Source organism: Kordiimonas sediminis, from assembly GCF_014656395.1.
GTDB classification, from domain to species: Bacteria; Pseudomonadota; Alphaproteobacteria; order Sphingomonadales; family Kordiimonadaceae; genus Kordiimonas_A; species Kordiimonas_A sediminis.
On the sequence record NZ_BNCI01000001.1, the window covers coordinates 600,972 to 621,875 of the forward strand.

The window sequence follows — 20,904 nt, forward strand, 5'->3', positions numbered from 1 at the left end:
TTCTGTCTAGTGCCTAGAAACGGGTAGTAATCTTGGCATAGACCATACGACCACGTGGATCATGTGTCTTTGATTCGAAACCACCATTTGTGAACACCTGTGGTGGCTTTTTATCAAATGCATTGATAACACCAAGAGACAGGCTAGTACCATCAAGCGATTCTGAGAAACCACCAAAGTTCATGCTGAAACGGGCATCAACTGTTGTCATGGACCCAATCCGGGTGCCCGGATTTTGGTCATCATCCATACCGCTGATCCGGCGAACATAAACCCGCGCATCCGTTGTTTCGCCAGCAAAGGCCAAACCACCGTTCATGCGCCATTTTGGTGTTGGGCTACCAAAATTGGAGAAGTTACGGCTACCTGCGCCATCAATCTTGCCAGCCTGCGGGTCATCAATATCATAATTAAGAACATGCGTTGCCTCGAAGAATGGCTGGAACACACCCATATCTGTGTTGATGGAGTATTTAGCCGAAATATCGAAACCTTCTGTTTTGACACTTGATGCATTCACAAAATCAACCATAACCATAACGATACTGCCTGTATCGCCGAAGGCACGGATAACGCGGTCTGTATTCATCGGGTCGGCATTCACTACAGCCTGATAATTTTCCCCGATAATAACGTCGGTGAATTTATAGTGCCAATAATCCAGATCGATCTGCAAGCCGTCCGCTGGCTCCCAGGAAATACCGGCATTCCAGGCTTTACCCTGCTCTGGCTTAATCTCGCGTGTGCCGTCTGCAGGCAGGAAGCTGCGTACCGCCGCAAAAGCAGTACTGCCGTCCAGAGGATCCGTTACCTGATTAAGCGAGGTAGATGTACCAGACACCTGGAACACGCTCGGAGCCCGGAAGCTGGTTGAATAGCTCAGACGAATCGCAGTCCGGTCATTCGCGCGGAACAGGCCAGAAATTTTTGGATCTGTCGTACTGCCGATATCACCGCCGTATTTCTCGTGGCGCAGCGCCAGAGACAGGTCAAACTTCTCCGTTACAGGGATCAATGTCTCGGCAAAGATTGCTTTTGCGGTCCGATTATCTTCAAAGTCATCGTTACCAATGATGAAAGCAAAACCGTCTGCATTGGAAATATCATCATATTCGCGACCCCAAAGTTCATCGCGAACCTGAATGCCAACGGCAAGACCAATATCACCAGAAGATGTAGAACCAATCGTCCCAGACAGAATGGCATCCACAACGGTCGTTTTCGACGTACCGTTAATCACCTGTGTGCCAATCACATGATCTAGGATTGACTGACTGTTCGGTGCCGTTGTGTATGACGTGGCAAACGGATTGAAGAATTCACACCCATTTGCACCCGGTACACCCAGACTGGCATTACAGTTATCACCACCATAGCCGAACAAGGCATTCTGGAAGTTTTGCGTAATGACATCACGTGTTTCCAGGTCATATCCGTTATAGGCGTGGGTTACAGCTACATCATAGGACCAGTTTTCACTGACATCGCCGGTCATTGATGCACTGAAACGGTACGTATCTGACGCAAACTGGTTCGGTGACGCGTCCCCGCCGTTACCAATTGCACGTCCCAGGAACACAGCATACGGGCGTGTCGGATCAAAGAATGGATTGGACAAAAACGGGAATTCTGGATGGTATGCGGGCACTACAGAACTAGCCAACTGCAAATATGGGAAAGTTGGTGAGTTATTTCGTGTCGCACGGTTGCGGGCGTAACCGCCTTCTAGACGCAATTCATGCCCGTCTCCAAGCTCCTGCGTCAATGTCAGGTACCCTTGCAGCCGATCTTCTTCAGGCACAAGATTATAATAATCACCGAAATCAAAACGGCAAACACCAAGCGCCGTGCCAGGTGCAATCACGGTACCGCCACCGCCACTGTCGCCGCCGTGTTCATCACACCCAGTAGGGTCAATGATTGGTGTCGCGCCAAGACCCAGGTTTGCGGCCAAAAACTCATTCAGTGCTGGCAGATAAAATGCACCAGGATTACCTAGCGAGGACTGATCATCCTGAGTTCGGCTCAGACGACGTTCGGAAGTAGTCAGCGGCGTCCGATCATAGTAGCTGACAGCGCCCATGACATGGGTCCGGTCATTGCCCCAGCCGAATTTACCTTCAACCTGAAGGTCGCGCTGGCTACCCTCATCAGTCAGCGCCTGCCACTTACCTGACAGTTCCACACCTTCGAAGTTATCATCGGTGATAAAGTTAACAACACCTGCCACGGCATCTGTACCGTAAATGGCTGCGGCACCATCTTTCACAATCTCAATACGCTGGATCGCGATCTGCGGCACAAGGGAACTGGTATCAACAAACGCGATACCGTCATTAGTAATCGTACCTGCCACAACCTGACGGCGGCCATTCAGGAGAACAAGTGTTGATGCAACACCAAGACCACGCAGGTTAAAGTTTGACGTACCGGTCGTACCGTTCTGTGTAAAAGCATCAGGATTATTCTGTGCACCATTATTGATTGTCAGAGTCTGAACCAGATCCGCAATATTACTTGCGCCGATTTCATTCAGGTTAGCTGCACCAATAACTGTCAGGGGTGATGGGCTGTCGAACTGGCTTTTACCTTTCAGATAGGTACCAGTAACAACAACTTCTTCAATGGTCATTTCTTCGTCGGATTGGGCTATTACCTGACCTGATAGTGCAAGTGTCAGACAACCAGCGACGAGGGCCGTAGACCCACGATACTTCAAAGTGCGCATAAACATCCTCCCATGACTTCAACGCGATTTTTAAACTTCCCAATTTAATGGATAAGATTAAATACTCTGAGGTCAAGAAATGTTTATACAATTCCGTTATTTTTTTGACGATTTATCGCCAAGTGGTGTTATTTTGCGACAATCTGTGACTTAACCACGTATATTTTAACCGCCCCTTTACCAAGCCGACGATCAGCAAATGGCGTCAGATAGGCCGTCACTAAATTGGGATCAATCGGACGATCAACCGAAAAAGCCTGACGGGAAAGCGCCACAAGTGCAGCCCCAAAATCTGCTTTCAATTGAGGTTCGCGGTAGGTCACTTCTTCCAGAGGCGTATCATTCAAAATTTCCAGCGCGAGATTGATTGTTACCACACCGCGCCCCCCGGAACGCTGCTTCATGTTGAACGTAATCGGCTGCATCTCAAAAACACTGACAGCTTGTTCAGCAGCTTCTGTATCCTCGTCTTCCTCAAACACCGGGTGTGCAGACACACCGGACGCACCTGTCGCCAGAAAAGCTGCTATTAAACCTACATATGTCCACTTGTTCATCATATCGCCTGATTAGTGTAGTTACCGTGTACCGCTAACGGGATCTGATCTTTTAACCGATCATTCCTTAATAAAACCATTACATTTTACATTATTAGGACCGCATCCCCCGCCATAAACAGGAAAAGCTCCAAACACTGGCTCTCGATTGTTGCAAATTGCGTCATAATTATTGCTTATTGCAATATAATTAACTGCATAATGCAATAAACGCACACCAACAAAAGTTACAATGCCCCCAATCCAATCAGTAACCAACTGATATTACTTGTGTATTTTTACTGTAAAAAAACTGGCACACCTCTTGTATTGTATCTAATACCTCTCGAGCAGGGGTGCGGGGATAGGAAAATTTACTCGACCCCCAATCGTGCACCTGTTCCCGCAACCCCCTGAGGGAGGCAGAAAACCGCCAGCATACGTGCTGACGGTTTTTTTATTGCCGTCAACAATCCTGCCCCAACGCACTATTCTACCCCTCCATAACCCAGAGGGCACTGGCGGTTACCAATACACGGTCAAAAAACAGCACCCGTGACGGTCGTCCTGTAGAGGTTGCTAGAAAAAGCCGCCAGAACTACCAGCCTGCGAATAGCCGGTCAGTCGATTAAGAGCATCTGTGTAGTTTGCAATCCGCGCAGCCATATAAGGGGACGGAGCGCTGTTCAGGCCCGGCTTTTGATTCAGCAAAGACGCCTTAACAGGGTCAAAGATTGTTGATCTGTACGCACGCTGGATCGTGCCGATCGCATCATCCAATAACCCCAAAACATATTTGGCCGTAGTTTTATCCTGCAGGTTCAGCGCCCCTTCAAGCTTCAGCCCGAAGACACCGCCAAGTGTCTCTTCAGAATATTCCTCTTCTTCATCACTAATGCCGAACACTTCTTCTTTCGGCAATAGCTTACCCGGCGTAATGCCAATTTTCTTCAGAATATCAAAGCCGTCTTCACCAGCCAGCAAGTCCACCGACGGACCGCCGTCAAGGGTCGAAATTTTCAGCTTCTGCCCTTCGCTGGTCGTTGAATATTCTGCCTTTACCTTGCCGCCACCTGCAATTCGGATACGGCGCGCCAAATCATCAAACGTATCGCCCGCCTGAATTTCAATTTTCTTTTTCCGGCCACCATCAATAGAAATATAGAAATGGTCCCCTTCACGCACCGACGTTTGGGTCGCGACCGACCGGTCCTGATATGTCTGGGCCGGACCAACGGGAAGCCCTAATGTTGACAGTACCGAATTACCCTTCTCGGTAAAGGCTACGCCAGATACCTCAGAGCGCGCCAGGCTACGTCCAAATTGCTCCTGATCTTCGATTGCGCCGGTAGCCGCATCAAGACGGGCGACAAACCCGTCCACAAGGCCCGTAGACGCCTCGCCCGCAAGAATGTCTTCGGTAGAACCCGCAACATAAAGCTTGCCTGACGCAACCGTCACATCAGCAATACTGTCCGTACCAGTCGTTCCAAGATAGGTGGTATAATCGTAGCTTACAGAACCGCCGCCATCGGTGAATTTAGCAACAAAGCCGTCATACCCACCCGCAGCAGCACCGTTGATATTCGTCCCAAGCGACGCATCATTTGTCAGACCTGCGATATAAATATCATTGCCGTCGACGATCATCTTTTCGATAGAACCGCCCGTACCAAGATCACCCAGCGTGTAGGACGCCAGTTCAACAGACAGATCAGCTGCATCCAGTTTTCGGATAACCGCCTGACCATCCTCTTCTGTGGCAATCAAAATATTACCATCACTTGCAAGCGCGATGCCCTTGACCTCTTCATTCGTCGCGGCACCAATCACCGCTGAGGATGTCAAATCACCTGTTGCGCCATCAAGCTTCAGAACCAGACTGTCCCGGCCCCCGCCAAAACCAGACGTCGCTGAAATAGCAGTGCGCGTATACCCGCCGATAATCACATCATCGTTGGCATCAACAGTGACAGACAGACCGGCCGCATCGCCAATTTTATCCAGCTGATAGGTAAAGACCTCATCACCGCGCTTTGTCAGCTTGGTAACAAAGGCATCCTTGCCGTCAAAAACATCATCTGCTGTCAAAGCGCTGTCGGTCTGACCGGTGATAATGACATTATCCTGACTATCGACCGTAATACCGAACACATCCGCCTCACCACCAACGCCCAGCAGCCGGGAGAATTGAACATTGCCCTCAGAATCAAACTTGGTCAGATAGACATCACCGCCCTCAGACGTATTAATCTGATGGTCCATGCTACCTGCGGTCTGGCCAACAACATAGATACTACCTTCGCTATCTACAACAATGCGGCGTGTTTCCGTGTCAGCGTTCACTTTCACATCACTATCAATATTTGTCAGTGATGTTGCGTTTTCGTCTACTGAGCTTGTATCTGCCTCATCGGACCCGGTTACGTCTGCTTTTGCATCCGCCAGCATTTCATCCCGCAATGCGGCCAGTTTGGGATCAAGATCATCATCATCCAGATCAGCTGTTCTTTCCTTGATATCCGTTGCCGCAAGGTCAGTACTGGCAAAATCAAAACTATTATCCACGGTCAATGTACCGCTCAGGCCGTTAATCTCGGTAACGCGACCAGTGCGGGCATATTCTTCATCCAGATATGACGTGGTAGAAGCCACATAAAGCGTGGGCTCCATCACGGCAGCAGAGAAACCAACCTCTTCCAAAAGAGTACCCGTGTAGGCAATACCGTATTTGCCGTCCGCTGTACGGTTGACAGTAAATTCAGTGCCGTATTTGGAAACCGGATTACCATCCCCATCAAGCTTGATATCTCCATTTTCATCAAGCTGGGGAATTGCCTGTATCTGGGTATTGATATGGTCAACGATATTATTCAGCGTCAGATCCCCGGCAACGCCAGCCAGATCAACCTCAATATCTTCTTTTACGCCAAACTTGGTAATCGAGACGGTAAACACCTCGCTCCCGGTAAGTCCTGCAATGGCCGTGTCCGGGTTGTCCATAATCGCAGACCCAACGAAATTCGTCTGATCCTTGCCAAGACGGACGGTGGAATCGACCGTATATTCCTTATCGCCCATAAAAAGGGCAAGCTTATCCAGGTCCACTTCGGAGATATAGTCACGCACCTGACCAAAGCCCATCTGAAACTGGGCATCAAGCCGCCCGAGGGAGCTTGTGGACGTTTTACTGTCGGCCGCATATTCCGCAAGTGCCCGCAGATTATCCAAAGCCTTATATATTGCAAAGGTGGCCTGTTTATCCGGGTCTTCGGTACCGCTGATAAAAGAATCGCGCAAATCAATGAAATTGGTAAGCGCCCGCGCCTCCCGCACCTTTTGGTTCAAGGTGCGTGTCTCGGACACCTGCTCCCACGGCGTAATGACTGCCGGGTCACTGTCTAGCCGGGCGCCTGAGTTAATCGCCTGCCGATCTGCCAGTGAAAGAGAATTATAACCAGCCTGTGTAAGCTTGGCGCTCATCGCCATGGAAAGGAGGTTCGCGCCGACGCCAACGATCTGTATCGACGGGGACGATGTCCCGCCGCCAAACAAACCACCAGATGTCCCAAAAAACGCCACGCGTTATGCACCTTTCTGTACAACTATACAGGCAATTCTTGCCTATGGGGCAATATTTGCCGCCCATAATCAATCATAAAGCCCGATTCGCACCCTTAAACATGGCAATATTTGCCGAAGGATTGAAATCTGGCATCAAACTATATACCTATTATGCAATTCCTGTGACAATTATTGTGCATAGCGCAAAAGCCCTATGCCGCCTTGGGAGATTTTCTATGACTGCACTTTTCTGGCTTGTGGATACGGTGCTTGGTTTTTACGCACTTCTTGTCCTTGTCAGCATCATCCTTCACTGGCTGGTGGCCTTTAATATTATTAATGCCTATCAGCCATTTATGCGGTCTGTCATGGCCTTTCTGTATGCAATCACGGAACCGATCCTATCAAAAATCAGACAGGTCATCCCGGCGATTGGCGGTATGGACTTGTCTCCCCTGATCCTCCTGCTGGCTATTCATTTTGTCCGTATCCTGCTGGCCACATCGGTGGCGCCAGCCCTTGGGGTCTACGGTTATTAATCCCCTTTTAGAGGCGTCTGCAGACGGTGTCAGGCTACACATCAAACTGACACCCAAAGCTGCGCAAGACAAACTGGACCGACTGGAACAAGCAGATGACGGCTCGGTCCGAATGCGGGTCACAGTTACGGCTGTGCCTGAAAAGGGTAAAGCCAATGCAGCCTTGATAAAGCTTCTATCCAAAAAACTGGCCTTGCCCAAAAGCCGGATACAGATTATAGCGGGAGAACAATCCCGACTGAAAACCCTGATGATTAGCGGGGATTCGACTTTATTGCTGACCGACCTCAATGGCAAACTGCAACACATCGGGATACTGTGACAAACCCCAACTCCCGGAGCCAGACCGTGAGCGCAAAAATAATTGACGGTAAAGCCTTTTCCCAAACAGTTCGCGATGCAGTAGCCCGCGACGTAACAACCCTGAAAGACAAGCACGGCATTACGCCCGGTCTTGCTGTTGTCATTGTCGGGGAAGACCCTGCAAGCCAAGTCTATGTCCGCAATAAAGTGAAGCAAACAGCCGAAAGCGGCATGAACGGTTTCCACTTTGAAATGCCGGCAACAGCAAGCGAAGAAGACGTATTAAACAAAGTGCGTGAGCTCAACGCCGATGACCGGGTCAATGGTATCCTGGTACAGCTTCCACTGCCAAAACATATGGACGAAGCCAAGGTAATTGAAACCATCGCCCCGGAAAAAGATGTCGACGGATTTCATGTTATTAACACAGGCCTCCTAGCCACAGGCGGTAATGCCATGGTGCCGTGCACTCCGCTTGGCTGCATCATGATGCTGAAAGACACATTGGGTGATCTGTCTGGTATGAAGGCGATTGTTGTTGGCCGGTCAAATATTGTCGGCAAGCCAATGGCGCAGCTTCTTCTGGACGAAAACTGTACTGTCACTATTGCCCACAGCCGGACCAAAGATCTGGCCGCCGAAGTGAAGGCAGCGGATATTGTTGTTGCCGCTGTTGGCAGACCGGAAATGATCAAGGGTGACTGGATCAAAGACGGTGCAACCGTGATTGATGTGGGCATCAACCGTATCCCCGCACCCGAGCGCGGCGACGGCAAAAGCAGGCTGGTCGGAGATGTCGACTATGAAGGTGCTGCACAGCACGCGGGCGCCATCACGCCTGTTCCTGGCGGTGTTGGCCCCATGACCATCGCCTGCCTCCTGCGTAACACAGTAACCGCCACCTGCCGTCAAAACGGCATTGATTGCGACACTTTGCAGTAAAAGCAACAAGGACACCCCACGCCCATGTATGAAGCCTTTATCGCAGCCTTTATCGCCCTGTTTGTAATCGTCGATCCAATCGGCATTGCACCGGTTTTTGCCGGCCTGACACAAGGAACAAGCAAAGGCCACAAGCGAAAAATGGCTATCAAGGGCGTGGTTGTCGCAACCGTTATTATGGTGTTTTTCGCTTTTGCGGGAAAACCCTTCCTGAATGCGCTTGGCATTTCGATGGATGCGCTAAGGGTTGCAGGTGGGTTGATGCTATTTATCATTGCCCTTGAAATGGTCATGGAAAAACGGACTGAACGGAAACAGGAAACCGCCGACAAGCTGGATGAATATTTCGAGGATATTTCTGTCTTTCCTATCGCCCTGCCCTTGTTAGCAGGCCCCGGCGGGATTGCTACCATCATGCTGTCGATGACCCCGTACGAAGGGCAATATACGCATCAGGCGATGGTTCTTCTGGCCCTTGGTGTGGTCATGATTATGACCCTGATGACCTTTCTGATGGCGGGCAAAGTGATGGAACTGCTTGGCCCCAGCGTCAATGCAGTTTTGACCCGGGTTTTAGGGATCATCCTTGCCGCCCTTGCCGCCCAGTATGTGTTGGACGGCATATATGGCACCTTTATCGGCCCAGCCTGACACCTGCCTTGCGCGGGTACTGTCTGCACCGCCGCAATCTAAACACTAGCCTTGGCCAACGCCCAGTAGCAGCATAATTGTGAACATAGTCACGGGTGCTGCTGTAACCGACAACAGGATAATGCTGGCCACCCTGCGCGGTGCAATGTCCTGCTGCAGGGCAAAGGTATAGGGTATCATGCCAGACGGCAGTGCGGCCGTCAGAACCGCAACCGCCACCCACAAGGGCTGCAAATCAAAGATAAAATGTGTCACCAGATACATAATGGCCGGCAGGATACAAAGCTTGATAAGTACCCCTCCTACCGCCTGCGGCAAATCCCCTGCAAGCTTGACCCCAACCAGCGACAATCCCACCGCAAATAAGCCCACAGGCGACGCAGCCGCAGCCGGTAATGCAAGAATATGATCCAGCCACACCGGGTATGGCAACCCGAGACCTGACCAGATAAACCCGGCAACCAGCGCCAGAATGATTGGGTTATCTTTGATGGATTTACCCGTCCGGAACAAAATGGACAATACGCCCGTATTGGCACGTCCCTTTTCCACAAACACCGTCGTTACGGTCAACAATGTCAAAGAATGGAAGCTAAGGATAATCAGCAACAGCCGAACCCCTTCTTCGCCAAACGCACCATCAATGATCGGAATACCAACAAAGCCGCCATTGGCAAAGCAGGTTGCCAGCGCATACATCGCCTGTTCTTCAAGCGGGCGCTTGAACACAAACTTCATCACCAGCATAGCTACCCCGTAAACAAGGAGCATAGCCGAATAATACCCAAGAATGAGATAAAGCTCGCCAAAGGGAATAGGCCTTGACGCGAGCGACTGAAACAACAGGGCTGGAATGGCCACATACCAGACAAAGGCGATCAGTGCGCTTGAAGAATTTTCAGGGAATAACCGTGTGTGCCCAAACCCGTATCCCAGTGCCAACACAGTAAAAACCGGGGCAAGAATTATTAGAATGTCAATCATCTGTCTGCCCCGGTTCTTTGATTTTTACTTGCTTAGCTTACTTCTGCATCAAGCCGCGCTGTTTCAGAAGCTGTAATCGAAGGGCATTCAATTTGATAAAGCCTTCTGCGTCGCGCTGGTCGTAGACAGTGTCTTCTTCGAAGGTCACATGCTCCATGGAATAGAGGCTGTATGGACTCTTACGGCCAACCACATGAACGCCGCCCTTAAACAGCATCAGGCGCACTGTACCTGCGACAAACTCCTGGGACTTGTCGATCAGCGCCTGCAGCATCTCCCGCTCTGGCGAGAACCAGAAACCGTTATAGATCAGCTCGGCATACTTTGGCATGATCTCATCCTTCAGGTGCATGGCGCCGCCATCCAGTGTGATTTGCTCGATACCGCGGTGCGCTGCAAGAAGGATTGTACCACCCGGCGTCTCATAAATACCGCGGGATTTCATGCCAACAAACCGGTTTTCAAGCAGATCAAGACGGCCAATACCGTGCTTTTTGCCGTACTCATTCAGACGTGTCAGCAACGTCGCAGGCGACAGACTTTCACCGTTAATGCCAACCGCATCACCTTTTTCGAAATCAATGTCGATATACTCAGGCTCGTCTGGCGCCGTAAGCGGATTATCAGTACGGCTATAGACATATTCTTCGGCGCTAACCCATGGGTCTTCAAGCGCTTTACCTTCGCTTGACGTGTGCAACAGGTTTGCATCAACACTGAAAGGCGCTTCACCGCGCTTGTCCTTTGGAACAGGGATCTGATGCTTTTCTGCGAAATCAATCAGATCCGTGCGGCTGTGAAGATCCCATTCACGCCACGGCGCAATTACCTTAATTTTCGGGTTCAGCGCATAATAGCCAAGCTCGAAACGTACCTGGTCATTTCCTTTACCGGTCGCGCCGTGACAAACGGCATCCGCGCCAACTTCACGGGCAATTTCAATCTGACGTTTTGCAATCAGGGGACGGGCGATGGATGTGCCCAGCAGATACATGCCCTCATACACCGTGTTGGCACGGAACATCGGGAATACATAGTCAGCTACAAACTCTTCGCGCAAATCTTCAATGAAGATTTCCTTGATACCGAGCATTTCAGCTTTCTTGCGTGCTGGCTCTAGCTCTTCCCCCTGCCCAAGGTCGGCTGTGAAGGTCACAACTTCACAGTCATACGTAACCTGAAGCCATTTTAAGATAATAGACGTATCGAGACCGCCAGAATAGGCAAGTACGACTTTGTTAATTTTGTCAGACATAACACTGTCTCCGGGATTAAATGCCGTTAGATTCGGCGCGAGTATAGGCGTAACGCACGGCGGGTCAATCACTTGTATGAAAGAAACCACCTTATTTCACAGGGTTTTCATGGCTCTGAGGGTCAGTTGGCGCGCCCTCTGACAAAAATGCTGCCCATCCCCAGCTTGCAGCGTCAATTTCTTCCCGGTATGGTGGCCAAAATACTCCATCAAACGAACAGGTGCCGAACTGACTATTGTGTCTGTTGCCTGCAACGGAAATAGAAAATGCTATCTGCCAACCATGACCCAGCGGCCCTGCATGCCCCGTACCTGAAAAATGGTCGCATACATATTCCGTCCATCCTGACAGAACACGCTGCCGATACTCTGTCAGCCGCTATTCTGGCCTTCGAAGACTGGAATCGTGTCCTGTATCAAGGCGGAAAACATTTCGATATATACCCGGCGCAACTGCAGGCAATGACAACGGCCCAGCATACAGACATCCGGAACGCAGCTTACACGGCGGCGCAGAACGGCTTTTCCTATCTTTATGATAACTATCCACTGCACGATGCTTATCAGGCAGGCACCTGTCCAAAAGGACTACTGTCAGACATATATGAATTTCTAAACAGCCCGGCATTTCTGGATTTTGTAAGAACTGTAACGGGGCATGCGGACATTGCTTTTGCCGATGCCCAGTTAACCCGGTTTGCACCAGGCCATTTCCTGACCAGCCACGACGATGCCGTTGACGGTAAAAACCGCCGGGCGGCCTACGTGTTGAACCTGACCCCGCGCTGGCGGCCTGATTGGGGCGGTCTGTTGCAGTTTTTTGATCAGGCCGGGAATGTTGAAGGCGGCTTTACACCGACATTCAACGCCCTGAATATGTTCTCGATCCCGAAACCGCATGCAGTAAGCCAGGTCGCCACCTTTGCTGGCGGTGCCCGCTACAGCATTACCGGTTGGCTGCGTGCAGAATAAACCGTATAAACACATTCATGATACCAGTATCCACACCGAAATTCGAGCGTTGCATCCTGCATATTGGGTCCGGCAAAACCGGCACCAGCAGCCTGCAAACCAGCTTTTTTACGGCTAGAAAATATCTGGCCACCCAAGGATACTTTTATCCAAACAATGGCGAAAACCATATATTTCTGGCATCTCGGTTCCGGACTGACCCGCGGGAGATCGCGTTTCATGCCCGCTATGGGCGTATAACACTGGACGCCATCCATCACTACGATTGTGACCAGATGCAGCGGCTGGAAAAAGATCTCGCCGCCTTTGACGGCCATACCGTGATCTTCTCCAGCGAATATTTCCCGCCCGGATCGGAACAAGATTGCCAGAAGCTCAGGGACTATCTTCTTACCTGGGCAAAGGAAATACAGATTGTCTGCTATGTACGGCACCCAGTATCCCATGCAGTATCCCGGTCCCAACAAAGTCTGAAGATGGGCTTTTCGACACTGGACAGACCAAAGGAAACTTTCTTCAGTCCCCAAAAAATACTGCCCAAATTTGTACGCGTATTTGGCAAGGATGCGGTCACCGTGCGGGCGTTCGAACGGGACGCCCTGCAAAACGGCAGCGTCGTTTCGGATTTTGCTGCCCTTATCGGGCTGTCTGACGATCAGCAGGCACACCTGCAGGATAAACGCGGCAATGAAAGTCTGAGCGTTGAAGGCGCGATCCTGTCCGACGCGCTGACCCGTCAATTCCCCCGTATGGTTGACGGTAAATGGAACCCAGACCGCGCCCAGAAAATTACCATGATGAATATTCCAGGTCAGAAATTCACGCTGCCGCGTTCTGTCCTTGAAGGGATTATGGAAGAATGCCAGCCAGATATCGACTATCTGCAGAACGAGTTTGGCCTGACCCTGAAAGCCCCTGACTTGCCAGCCAGTGATACCCTTGCCCCGACATGGGGCCAAGGGACGATCGACAGTATTGCCGCCCGCATGAATGCGACAGAGCTGCGCATCCAGCATCTAGAAGCTGAACTGGCGCTCAAAGACGGGATGTTATTGGCGCGGGAAGACAAACCACTGAAGGCCATAGAGAAGTTTAAACAGTCTGTCGCGCTGAAACAGGATAACTGGCCCGCGATTTCTCGATTGGTGCACCATCTTTGCCGTACCCGTCAAAAAGAGGAAGCCGCCAAAAGATTAGCGGCTTACCGTGATATGAACCCGGATGAAGAACGGGTACTTGCGATCTGCGAGAAATACGGCCTACAGCTACCGGCCTGATCCAGGCCGGGACAAACCGTCATTCAACGCCAAATGCCGTATGACTATGGTGTCAGGCCATTTGCCTGGTGGGTCGCCTGCTCTCGCAGGATTTCTGCTTTGGACTTTTTCTCGGACGCCGACTTTAGCTGGCCACACGCTGCCATAATATCGCGACCGCGCGGTGTCCGGATCGGTGCGGAAATCCCGCTTTCGAACACGATAGTGGAAAACCGTTCGATCTGGTCCCAGTCACTGCATTCATAGTCCACACCCGGCCAAGGGTTGAAAGGTATCAGGTTAATCTTTGCGGGCAGTTTATATTTCCGCATCAGGCGAACCAGTTCACGGGCATCTTCGTCACTGTCATTTTTGTCTTTCAGCATGACATATTCAAACGTGATGCGCCGGGCATTATGGGCACCGGGATAGTTCGCGCAGGCGCGTAGCACTTCTTCCAGATTATACTTCTTGTTGATCGGCATGATTTCGCTGCGAATATCGTCGCGTACAGCATGCAAAGACACAGCAAGGTTGACACCGATTTCGCGGCCACAACGCTCCATATGCGGCACTACACCGGATGTGGAAAGCGTGATACGGCGACGGGAAAGCTGGATACCTTCCTCGTCCATAATGACATCCAGCGCCTTTTTCACATTATCAAAATTATAGAGAGGCTCGCCCATACCCATCATAACGATGTTGGTAACCCGGCGTCCTTCGGTCGGGTTCTCCCACTCGTCCAGATCATCACGGGCGATCATCATCTGGGCAACAATCTCGGCTGCTGTCAGGTTTCGCACCAGACGCATCGTACCCGTATGGCAGAACTTACAGTTCAGCGTACAGCCAACCTGACTGGAAATACACAGCGTGCCCCGGTCTTCTTCTGGAATATAGACGGTCTCTGCTTCATTACCGTCCGCGAACCGGATCAGGTATTTTCGCGTACCATCATTTGAATATTGCGCCTCTACCACTTCAGGCCGGGCAATGATGAAATGTTCATCCAGTAATGCCTGTACCGACTTGGAAACATTATTCATCGCATCAAAGCTGGTAACACCGTGGTGATAAATCCAGCCCCACACCTGTTTGGTGCGCATGTTGACTTGTTTTTCCGGTACACCAATGGACAAGAGCGCGTCTTTCAGTTCTACGCGGTCAAGACCAAGAATATTACGTTTGCCGGACGGATCGATTGGCGCGTCTACACGCGGCTGCACGATTGGCTCATGGCCATTCGGGGTAATCTGCATTTTGCCTCCTGCCTTTTGCCCTGCAATACATGATAGCGGGCGCCAGGTCGTTTCAAACCTTCCGGCGTTTCACCGAAAAGCGGGGTTATTTTCGAGCGCTGTATAGTGCCAATCTACATCCGGGTAAAGTAAAGATATATTTAGACATCGCTTAATCCGCTACTATAGTGAAAATTCAACATGTTACGATACATGCCAGTTGGCATTATTGAGGCAAAGGGCCCATATGATAGATATGAAAAATGCAGCACTGGCACTGCAACATTTCAAAGAGTCGCGGTTTTATGCCCTTCTACAAACCCGAACGGCCCGATTTACAATTCTTGGAATAGCACTTGTCCTGTTTTCAGGAGGCCTATATTTTTCGGTGCAATCATATCCTGTTTCCCTAACAGACCTTAATGTCAGCACGCTGCTATTCATCACACTAGTATTGATGCCCCTGATTATGATTTTCAACGCCTTGGAATTCATGGTTTCTGCACCGGCGCTGGATGCCCACCCGGACTTCAAAGCATCCTTTAAAACCATCACCATTGGAAGCGCCATTAATATGCTGCCAATGCCAGGGACAACACTGGCCAAACTTACCAAGCTTAAGTCAATGGGTGTTTCCTTGCGTCAAGGCACACTTATGACCATGCTTATCTCCCTGAACTGGCTACTTATCAGTGGCGTATTTGCCGGGATTTGCCTTCTCCTGCTTGACTTGAAAGTTTATGGCATTGTCGTCGGGGCAGTCAGTTTCACCGCACTGATTGGATTGATTACAATCTCTGTACCCTATTGGGGAGGCATGCGTCGGTGTCTGAAAGTGCTGGGTGTGCGCTTGGTTCTTGTGCTATTAGCCGCTGCCCAAACATATCTGAGTTTCAAGGCCATTGGTTCCCTGTCAAGCCCTGCTGAAGCTTCACTTATCTCTATTTCATGGATCTTTGGGTCAGCCGCGTCGGTTGTGCCTGCAGGACTGGGCGTCAGCGAAGCCATCAGCGCCTTGATTGCGATTGCAATTCAAACATCGCCAGCGACAGCCTTTCTCGCGATTTCTTTGACCCGAATATTAAACATGGTTACGGTGCTGCCTGTCGCTGCTTTTCTGTGGATGCCAAACACAAAAAAAACATGAAAGAAGTCCAAAGTGCACAAGACTGACTTTGAGATATTATCGGACCTGGGTCCGTCCTTGCCTGGAAAGAACTGGATTCCTGCGCCCCGCTATTCTTTGCGCCGCGCCCGCATTCTTAAGATAATTGCGCCCTTTGTGCCTGGAAAATGTCTTGATATTGGATGTGGCCCTGGCGCCCTCTTGTATGAGATGAACCAGCAAGGCTGGCAAACAAACGGGCTGGAAATATCCGAAAACGCCCACGAAGCAGGGGCCGTACTGCATGCTGAAACGTCAACGAAGATCCATAAAGAACCGATACCTCAGTGGGATACTACATTTGACCTGATCTTGGCACTGGATGTTGTAGAGCATATTGAAGATGATCATGCAGCAGTTGAAAGCTGGCGACACTGGTTAAAAGATGGCGGCCGTGTAATTTTTTCGGTACCCGCACACCCATCCTGGTGGAATGACAGAGATGTGGCTGCCGGGCACTTCCGGCGCTATACTCCAAAAACGCTCAGCGCCTTGCTGGAAAAGTGCGGGTACGAAGTAGAACATATCGAATATTTTGGTTTTCCGATTGCTACCCTAATTGAATTTGTCCGCTTTGGACCATTAACACGCTTTCTGCGACGTCTTACTGGCTCTAAAGGGTCTGCCAATATCCAGCGGTCTGTGTCTCAGGAGATTGAAGACCGCACCAAAGAAAGCGGTACAAACCGTGAAGACATCATGAAATTTTATCCGATAGTCAGACTCTGGATATATCAAAAGACCATCAAATTTTTTAGCGTCATACAGCGTCTGCCAATACTGTCTCGGCTTGGTAACGGCTTGATCATTGTCGCGCGAAAACGAGCCTAGGGGTACAATCAGCCGGCTTTGCCTGTGGCCTAGAAACGACTCTATTTCAACAGATACTTATATAGATCATTGGAAATTGCCTTTTGTGTCATAATTTCCAAAAGGTCAGCACGAGGCTGTGGCAGTCCCTCTTCTTCCATATCCCTCACAGCATCCAATAATTTCTGAGGATTTCCAGGTGGCACCAGCTTCACGCCGACTTCAGATGTTTCAACGAGCTCTCTGATCGCTGGCGAATCCCTGGTAATCAAAGGCTTTCCGCATCTGAGAATTTGACATACCTTATTTGGAATAACGCTTGCAGCTTTCTCGGAATTGCCAAAAATACCAAGACAAATATCTGCGGATGCAATTTCTACGGACAGATCACTATATGGAACCCACGGCTTCCAAACTATATCGAGGTCACCATCTGTCGTCTCTAACATATCTCTGATTTTACCGGCATCCTGCCCATCACCAATCAGGACCCACCGATAACATCGGTCGCGTGAAAGGCGCGCCGCCTCAATAATTGTTTTTATCCCGTGCAGCGGAATAAACTGCCCATAGAAAAGTATAGTAAGGGGCCCGCCGCTCCCCTTTTGGGGTTTATCACCTGTGATATCAAAGACTTGATCCTCAACCCCTAAATACACAGTCCCAACTGACCCGGCCTTAAGCCTGAACAACCGTTCAACAACAGCAGCATGTGCTTTCGTGTCCATAAGCACATAGGAAGCGAGCCGTACCGCAACCCATTCAAGCAAATATAAAAATACACTTACAGGATGCCATTTTCTGAACTTTTTTCGGTCACGCACCACCGTGTCATAGAGACAGATAAACATGTCCCAGACAATTTTTTCGCGCCGGATAAAAGCGATTGGCGCCAGCAACAGCACGTCAAGTACGCCCGGATAGCCAACGAGAACTGCATCTTGGTGACCAAGGCATGCATATCGCCATAAAAGTTTAGGGTAACCAGCAATCCACCGCCATGCCAATCCAATTTTAGTGCCAATGCCGCTGACCTGGCTTTTGTCTTCTATACCTGTCCAGACGTCATGGTGCAAAAAGGTAATATCTGCTTCCTTCGTCTCCAGCGCCTTTGCCAGAATACGATTTCGCGGCTTACCAAGATCATAGGTACCCCAAAATACTATTTTTGGTTTCCTCGCAGTTTCTGACATGTGGTCACGTGTCACCTGCGGTTATTCCTTCTCGAGCAGGATTTCTATCAGCCGACGATTACGTGCAATCAGATCAGCGACCAGGCCAATCAAGCCAGCAATCACCCCTAGTATGACGAACACACCACCAAGTATCAGAGACTGAATGTGGCCAGTACCATCACCCATAATGAAAAACTGATAGAGGAACCGCAGGATCGGCAAGGCACCAATTGAGAAAAGTATCAACCCAATCCAGCCAAAAAATCGCAGCGGCCGATACATGGCATATATTCTGAAAATAGTAGCCACCTGATTGGTGATAAAACTGCGTTTACTGGTAAACAGCCTCGAAGGCCGCTCAACCAGATTAGTGCCAACTGGTACGCTCTCAATCGCCATGCGCTTTTGTCCAGCCTGAATCAGCGTTTCAATCGTGTAGCTGTATGTAGACACTATATGCAGATTTTTCGCAGCGTGCCTGGAAAATGCACGAAAGCCACTGACCGCATCCTCCACATCTACACCAGAGAACTTCATGACTGTATTGCTGCCAAACTTTTGCAGAAACCTTTTCAAAGGGGAGAAATGCGAAATGGTGGCCGTCTGGCGGTCGCCAACAACAATATCTGCATCGCCCCTTAAAATAGGGGCAACCAGTTTAGAAATATCCGCCCCTACATACTGATTATCCGCGTCCGTGTTGACGATAATGTCTGCACCAAGTTTTAAACAGGCTTCCTTACCGGTAGAGAATGCAGCCGCCAAACCGCGATTACGGTTGTGACGGACAATATGATGTGCCCCGTGCTTTCTTGCCACGTCAGCGGTTGCGTCGGTACTGCCGTCGTCAATGATGAGAATCTCTATGCTGTCTATGCCATCAATCTCTGTCGGCAGGTCCGCGAGTGTGGCTGCAATTTGATGTTCCTCATTTAAACAGGGAATCTGGATGATCAGCTTCACAGCGTACCTCTTCTTCGCGGGATAATTTCTTGCTTTCACCTAAACATAACATATTCTATCCATGCAAGGTGATTTACGGCGGTTTTAAATATACTTACGGCATTGGCCGCATGCTGATACAGGGAAACAAAAAATATGGTTCAACGGTTCAGTAGCATTGAGAAATTTCTACTGATTCAAATTGCCTTCATTTTCCTGCTACGGACTCATCTTGCCTTTGTTTTCGAAATTAATTGGGATGAATTTTACTTTTTATCCCATATCTACCAATACCAGCGCGGTGAACTGACCGGCGTCTTTCAGACAAGCTTTGTCCATCTGTTTACATGGTTGCCTTTGGTCGGCAGCAATGAAGTTGATCAAGTCATTCTGGCACGGCTGTTAATGCTGATAGTCAACGGCATTACCGCATACTTTCTATATAAAATTTGCAGATTAGCAGTCTCACGCCCCAGTGCATTGCTTGCAATTGCTCTCTATTTTTCATTTTCTTTTATCTTCCGACACGGCGCCAGTTTTCGAAGTGACCCGATGATTACCTGCTTGCTGATTTCCTCAGTCTGGCTAGTCATTTCACCCGGTAAAACAACGCTTAAACTGATACTGGCAGGAGCGCTGATTGGCCTGGCAGGGTCCTTTAACATTAAGTCAGTGCTTTATGCGCCCCTGTTTGGAGTTTATTATCTGTACAATTTTCTGCGGGCTAAAGACAAAACTACAATACTAAGCACGATCAAAGAAGCAACGGGCCTTCTCCTGATCGCAGCAGGCAGCTTTGTAATGATCTACATTTTTCACAAAGCAACATTGCCGACCGATGGTTCCGCTACGCAGTATATAACTGGCGCTGCGTCAAAAACATTCTCCGTGGATATTTTCCCTCAGCCATATCACTTAAACAATGCCTTTGTTGGGAACTTAATCTTTATAGTGATACTGTGTCTGGGGGCTGGCTATTCTGTCATAATTACCAAAGATCACGTTCCCTGTGATGCAAAACCCTCTTTACATCCTTTTGTCGGTTTAGGGTTCTGTTTAGTATTGCTGTCATTAATCTTTTATCGAAACAGTTTTCCTTATTTTTATCTCTTTGCACTTGCGCCATGTATTGTTGTCCTTGCACTCGGCGTAAGACTGCTCGAATCTAGTCGGTTCAAAACTATATACGCATTGGTAGTTTGTTTACCTGCAATAATGGCTACCATACTCTACAACAATATCTTCCACCAGACCAACACCAACCAGAAGCTCTATTTATCTGTAATTCATAAGACATTCCCTGAGCCTGTCTCCTATTTTGACCGCTCTACCATGGTAGCTTCCTTCCCCAAAAAAGGCTTCTTTATGAGCACCTGGGGCATTGAAAATTACGTTGAAAACAGAATTCCTGTATTCAAAAATATCGTTGAATTAGAAGCCCCTGCATTTCTGCTGGAAAACAGCCCATTACTTAGCCTCGACGAAAGTGAAAACACCTACCTGGTGTCTCTTCTTGCTACGGACCAGCACATACTTAATGAAAACTACCTTCCTTTTTGGGGAAGGCTTCGTGTTCTCGGGAAATCAGTAACATTATCAAATGAAGACTCCCCGGTATCCTTTCAGATTTTCCGGGAAGGGCATTATACTAACAAAGATATAGCACCTGTCATCATCAATGAACAGACAGTCATGCCGGGAGAGGCTCTCTATTTAACCAAAGGCGTCCATACAGCACGCAGTACGCTGGCTGATCAACACCTACGGCTATTATGGGGGGAAAACCTGTCTACGCCAATCCAACCAGCACCCGACGGTCCAATCTTCACAAAATTTTAGAT

17 protein-coding genes are annotated in these 20,904 nt (G+C 49.5%); 9 read left to right on the plus strand and 8 right to left on the minus strand.

Going from position 1 to position 20,904, the window contains the following annotated elements:
- Positions 1-13: 13 nt before the first annotated feature.
- From IE181_RS02670 to IE181_RS02680, 3 genes are all read right to left on the minus strand, one after another.
- The gene (locus IE181_RS02670) at positions 14-2,728 is read right to left on the minus strand and encodes a TonB-dependent receptor plug domain-containing protein (protein ID WP_191250005.1); all 2,715 of its coding nucleotides are present in this window, start codon (positions 2,726-2,728) and stop codon (positions 14-16) included.
- A gap of 128 nt (positions 2,729-2,856) precedes the next feature.
- Positions 2,857-3,288 carry a hypothetical protein gene (locus tag IE181_RS02675; protein WP_191250006.1) on the minus strand — a complete coding sequence of 144 codons (432 nt, stop codon included), beginning with the start codon at positions 3,286-3,288 and terminating at the stop codon, positions 2,857-2,859.
- 555 nt (positions 3,289-3,843) lie between these two features.
- The gene (locus IE181_RS02680; protein ID WP_191250007.1) at positions 3,844-6,846 is read right to left on the minus strand and encodes an NHL repeat-containing protein; all 3,003 of its coding nucleotides are present in this window, start codon (positions 6,844-6,846) and stop codon (positions 3,844-3,846) included.
- 218 nt (positions 6,847-7,064) lie between these two features.
- Here IE181_RS02680 and IE181_RS02685 point away from each other — a divergent pair, with 218 nt between their 5' ends.
- From IE181_RS02685 to IE181_RS02700, 4 genes are read left to right on the plus strand one after another with little or no spacing between them, the layout of a single operon-like run.
- Positions 7,065-7,367: a YggT family protein gene (locus IE181_RS02685; RefSeq protein ID WP_191250008.1), complete on the plus strand. Its 303-nt coding sequence runs from the start codon at positions 7,065-7,067 to the stop codon at positions 7,365-7,367.
- Positions 7,348-7,689 carry a DUF167 domain-containing protein gene (locus tag IE181_RS02690; protein ID WP_229819103.1) on the plus strand — a complete coding sequence of 114 codons (342 nt, stop codon included), beginning with the start codon at positions 7,348-7,350 and terminating at the stop codon, positions 7,687-7,689. Before IE181_RS02685 ends, IE181_RS02690 begins: the two co-directional genes overlap by 20 nt.
- Before the next feature lie 26 nt (positions 7,690-7,715).
- On the plus strand, positions 7,716-8,612 hold the full coding sequence (gene folD / locus IE181_RS02695) for a bifunctional methylenetetrahydrofolate dehydrogenase/methenyltetrahydrofolate cyclohydrolase FolD (RefSeq protein ID WP_191250009.1): 897 nt from the start codon (positions 7,716-7,718) through the stop codon (positions 8,610-8,612).
- 24 nt (positions 8,613-8,636) lie between these two features.
- Entirely contained in the window at positions 8,637-9,263 is a 627-nt protein-coding gene (locus tag IE181_RS02700; RefSeq protein ID WP_191250010.1) for a MarC family protein, read from the plus strand.
- 45 nt (positions 9,264-9,308) lie between these two features.
- Here the strand turns inward: IE181_RS02700 and IE181_RS02705 are convergent, their stop codons facing one another.
- Positions 9,309-10,247, minus strand: a complete 939-nt coding sequence (locus IE181_RS02705) for an AEC family transporter (RefSeq protein WP_191250011.1) — start codon at positions 10,245-10,247, stop codon at positions 9,309-9,311.
- A 37-nt stretch (positions 10,248-10,284) separates the two neighbouring features.
- Positions 10,285-11,502, minus strand: coding sequence for an argininosuccinate synthase (locus IE181_RS02710; RefSeq protein WP_191250012.1), 1,218 nt, complete (start codon positions 11,500-11,502; stop codon positions 10,285-10,287).
- A 267-nt stretch (positions 11,503-11,769) separates the two neighbouring features.
- On the opposite strand from IE181_RS02710, the gene IE181_RS02715 reads away from it, so the two are divergent.
- Together IE181_RS02715 and IE181_RS02720 are read left to right on the plus strand one after the other, a co-directional pair.
- Positions 11,770-12,474, plus strand: a complete 705-nt coding sequence (locus IE181_RS02715) for a 2OG-Fe(II) oxygenase (protein ID WP_191250013.1) — start codon at positions 11,770-11,772, stop codon at positions 12,472-12,474.
- A gap of 17 nt (positions 12,475-12,491) precedes the next feature.
- Positions 12,492-13,751 carry a tetratricopeptide repeat protein gene (locus IE181_RS02720; RefSeq protein WP_191250014.1) on the plus strand — a complete coding sequence of 420 codons (1,260 nt, stop codon included), beginning with the start codon at positions 12,492-12,494 and terminating at the stop codon, positions 13,749-13,751.
- 44 nt (positions 13,752-13,795) lie between these two features.
- Here IE181_RS02720 and rlmN read toward each other — a convergent pair whose 3' ends face one another.
- Positions 13,796-14,992 (minus strand): dual-specificity RNA methyltransferase RlmN, encoded by a 1,197-nt coding sequence (gene rlmN / locus IE181_RS02725; RefSeq protein WP_191250015.1) that lies wholly within the window; start codon positions 14,990-14,992, stop codon positions 13,796-13,798.
- A gap of 226 nt (positions 14,993-15,218) precedes the next feature.
- Here rlmN and IE181_RS02730 point away from each other — a divergent pair, with 226 nt between their 5' ends.
- Positions 15,219-16,118, plus strand: a complete 900-nt coding sequence (locus IE181_RS02730; protein ID WP_191250016.1) for a lysylphosphatidylglycerol synthase domain-containing protein — start codon at positions 15,219-15,221, stop codon at positions 16,116-16,118.
- A gap of 12 nt (positions 16,119-16,130) precedes the next feature.
- Positions 16,131-16,967, plus strand: a complete 837-nt coding sequence (locus IE181_RS02735) for a class I SAM-dependent methyltransferase (protein WP_191250017.1) — start codon at positions 16,131-16,133, stop codon at positions 16,965-16,967.
- A 41-nt stretch (positions 16,968-17,008) separates the two neighbouring features.
- Here IE181_RS02735 and IE181_RS02740 read toward each other — a convergent pair whose 3' ends face one another.
- Positions 17,009-18,154: a glycosyltransferase gene (locus IE181_RS02740; protein WP_191250018.1), complete on the minus strand. Its 1,146-nt coding sequence runs from the start codon at positions 18,152-18,154 to the stop codon at positions 17,009-17,011.
- Between the two features lie 6 nt (positions 18,155-18,160).
- Positions 18,161-19,084 carry a glycosyltransferase family 2 protein gene (locus tag IE181_RS02745; RefSeq protein WP_191250019.1) on the minus strand — a complete coding sequence of 308 codons (924 nt, stop codon included), beginning with the start codon at positions 19,082-19,084 and terminating at the stop codon, positions 18,161-18,163.
- A gap of 135 nt (positions 19,085-19,219) precedes the next feature.
- On the opposite strand from IE181_RS02745, the gene IE181_RS02750 reads away from it, so the two are divergent.
- Positions 19,220-20,902: a glycosyltransferase family protein gene (locus tag IE181_RS02750; protein WP_191250020.1), complete on the plus strand. Its 1,683-nt coding sequence runs from the start codon at positions 19,220-19,222 to the stop codon at positions 20,900-20,902.
- Positions 20,903-20,904 lie beyond the last annotated feature (2 nt).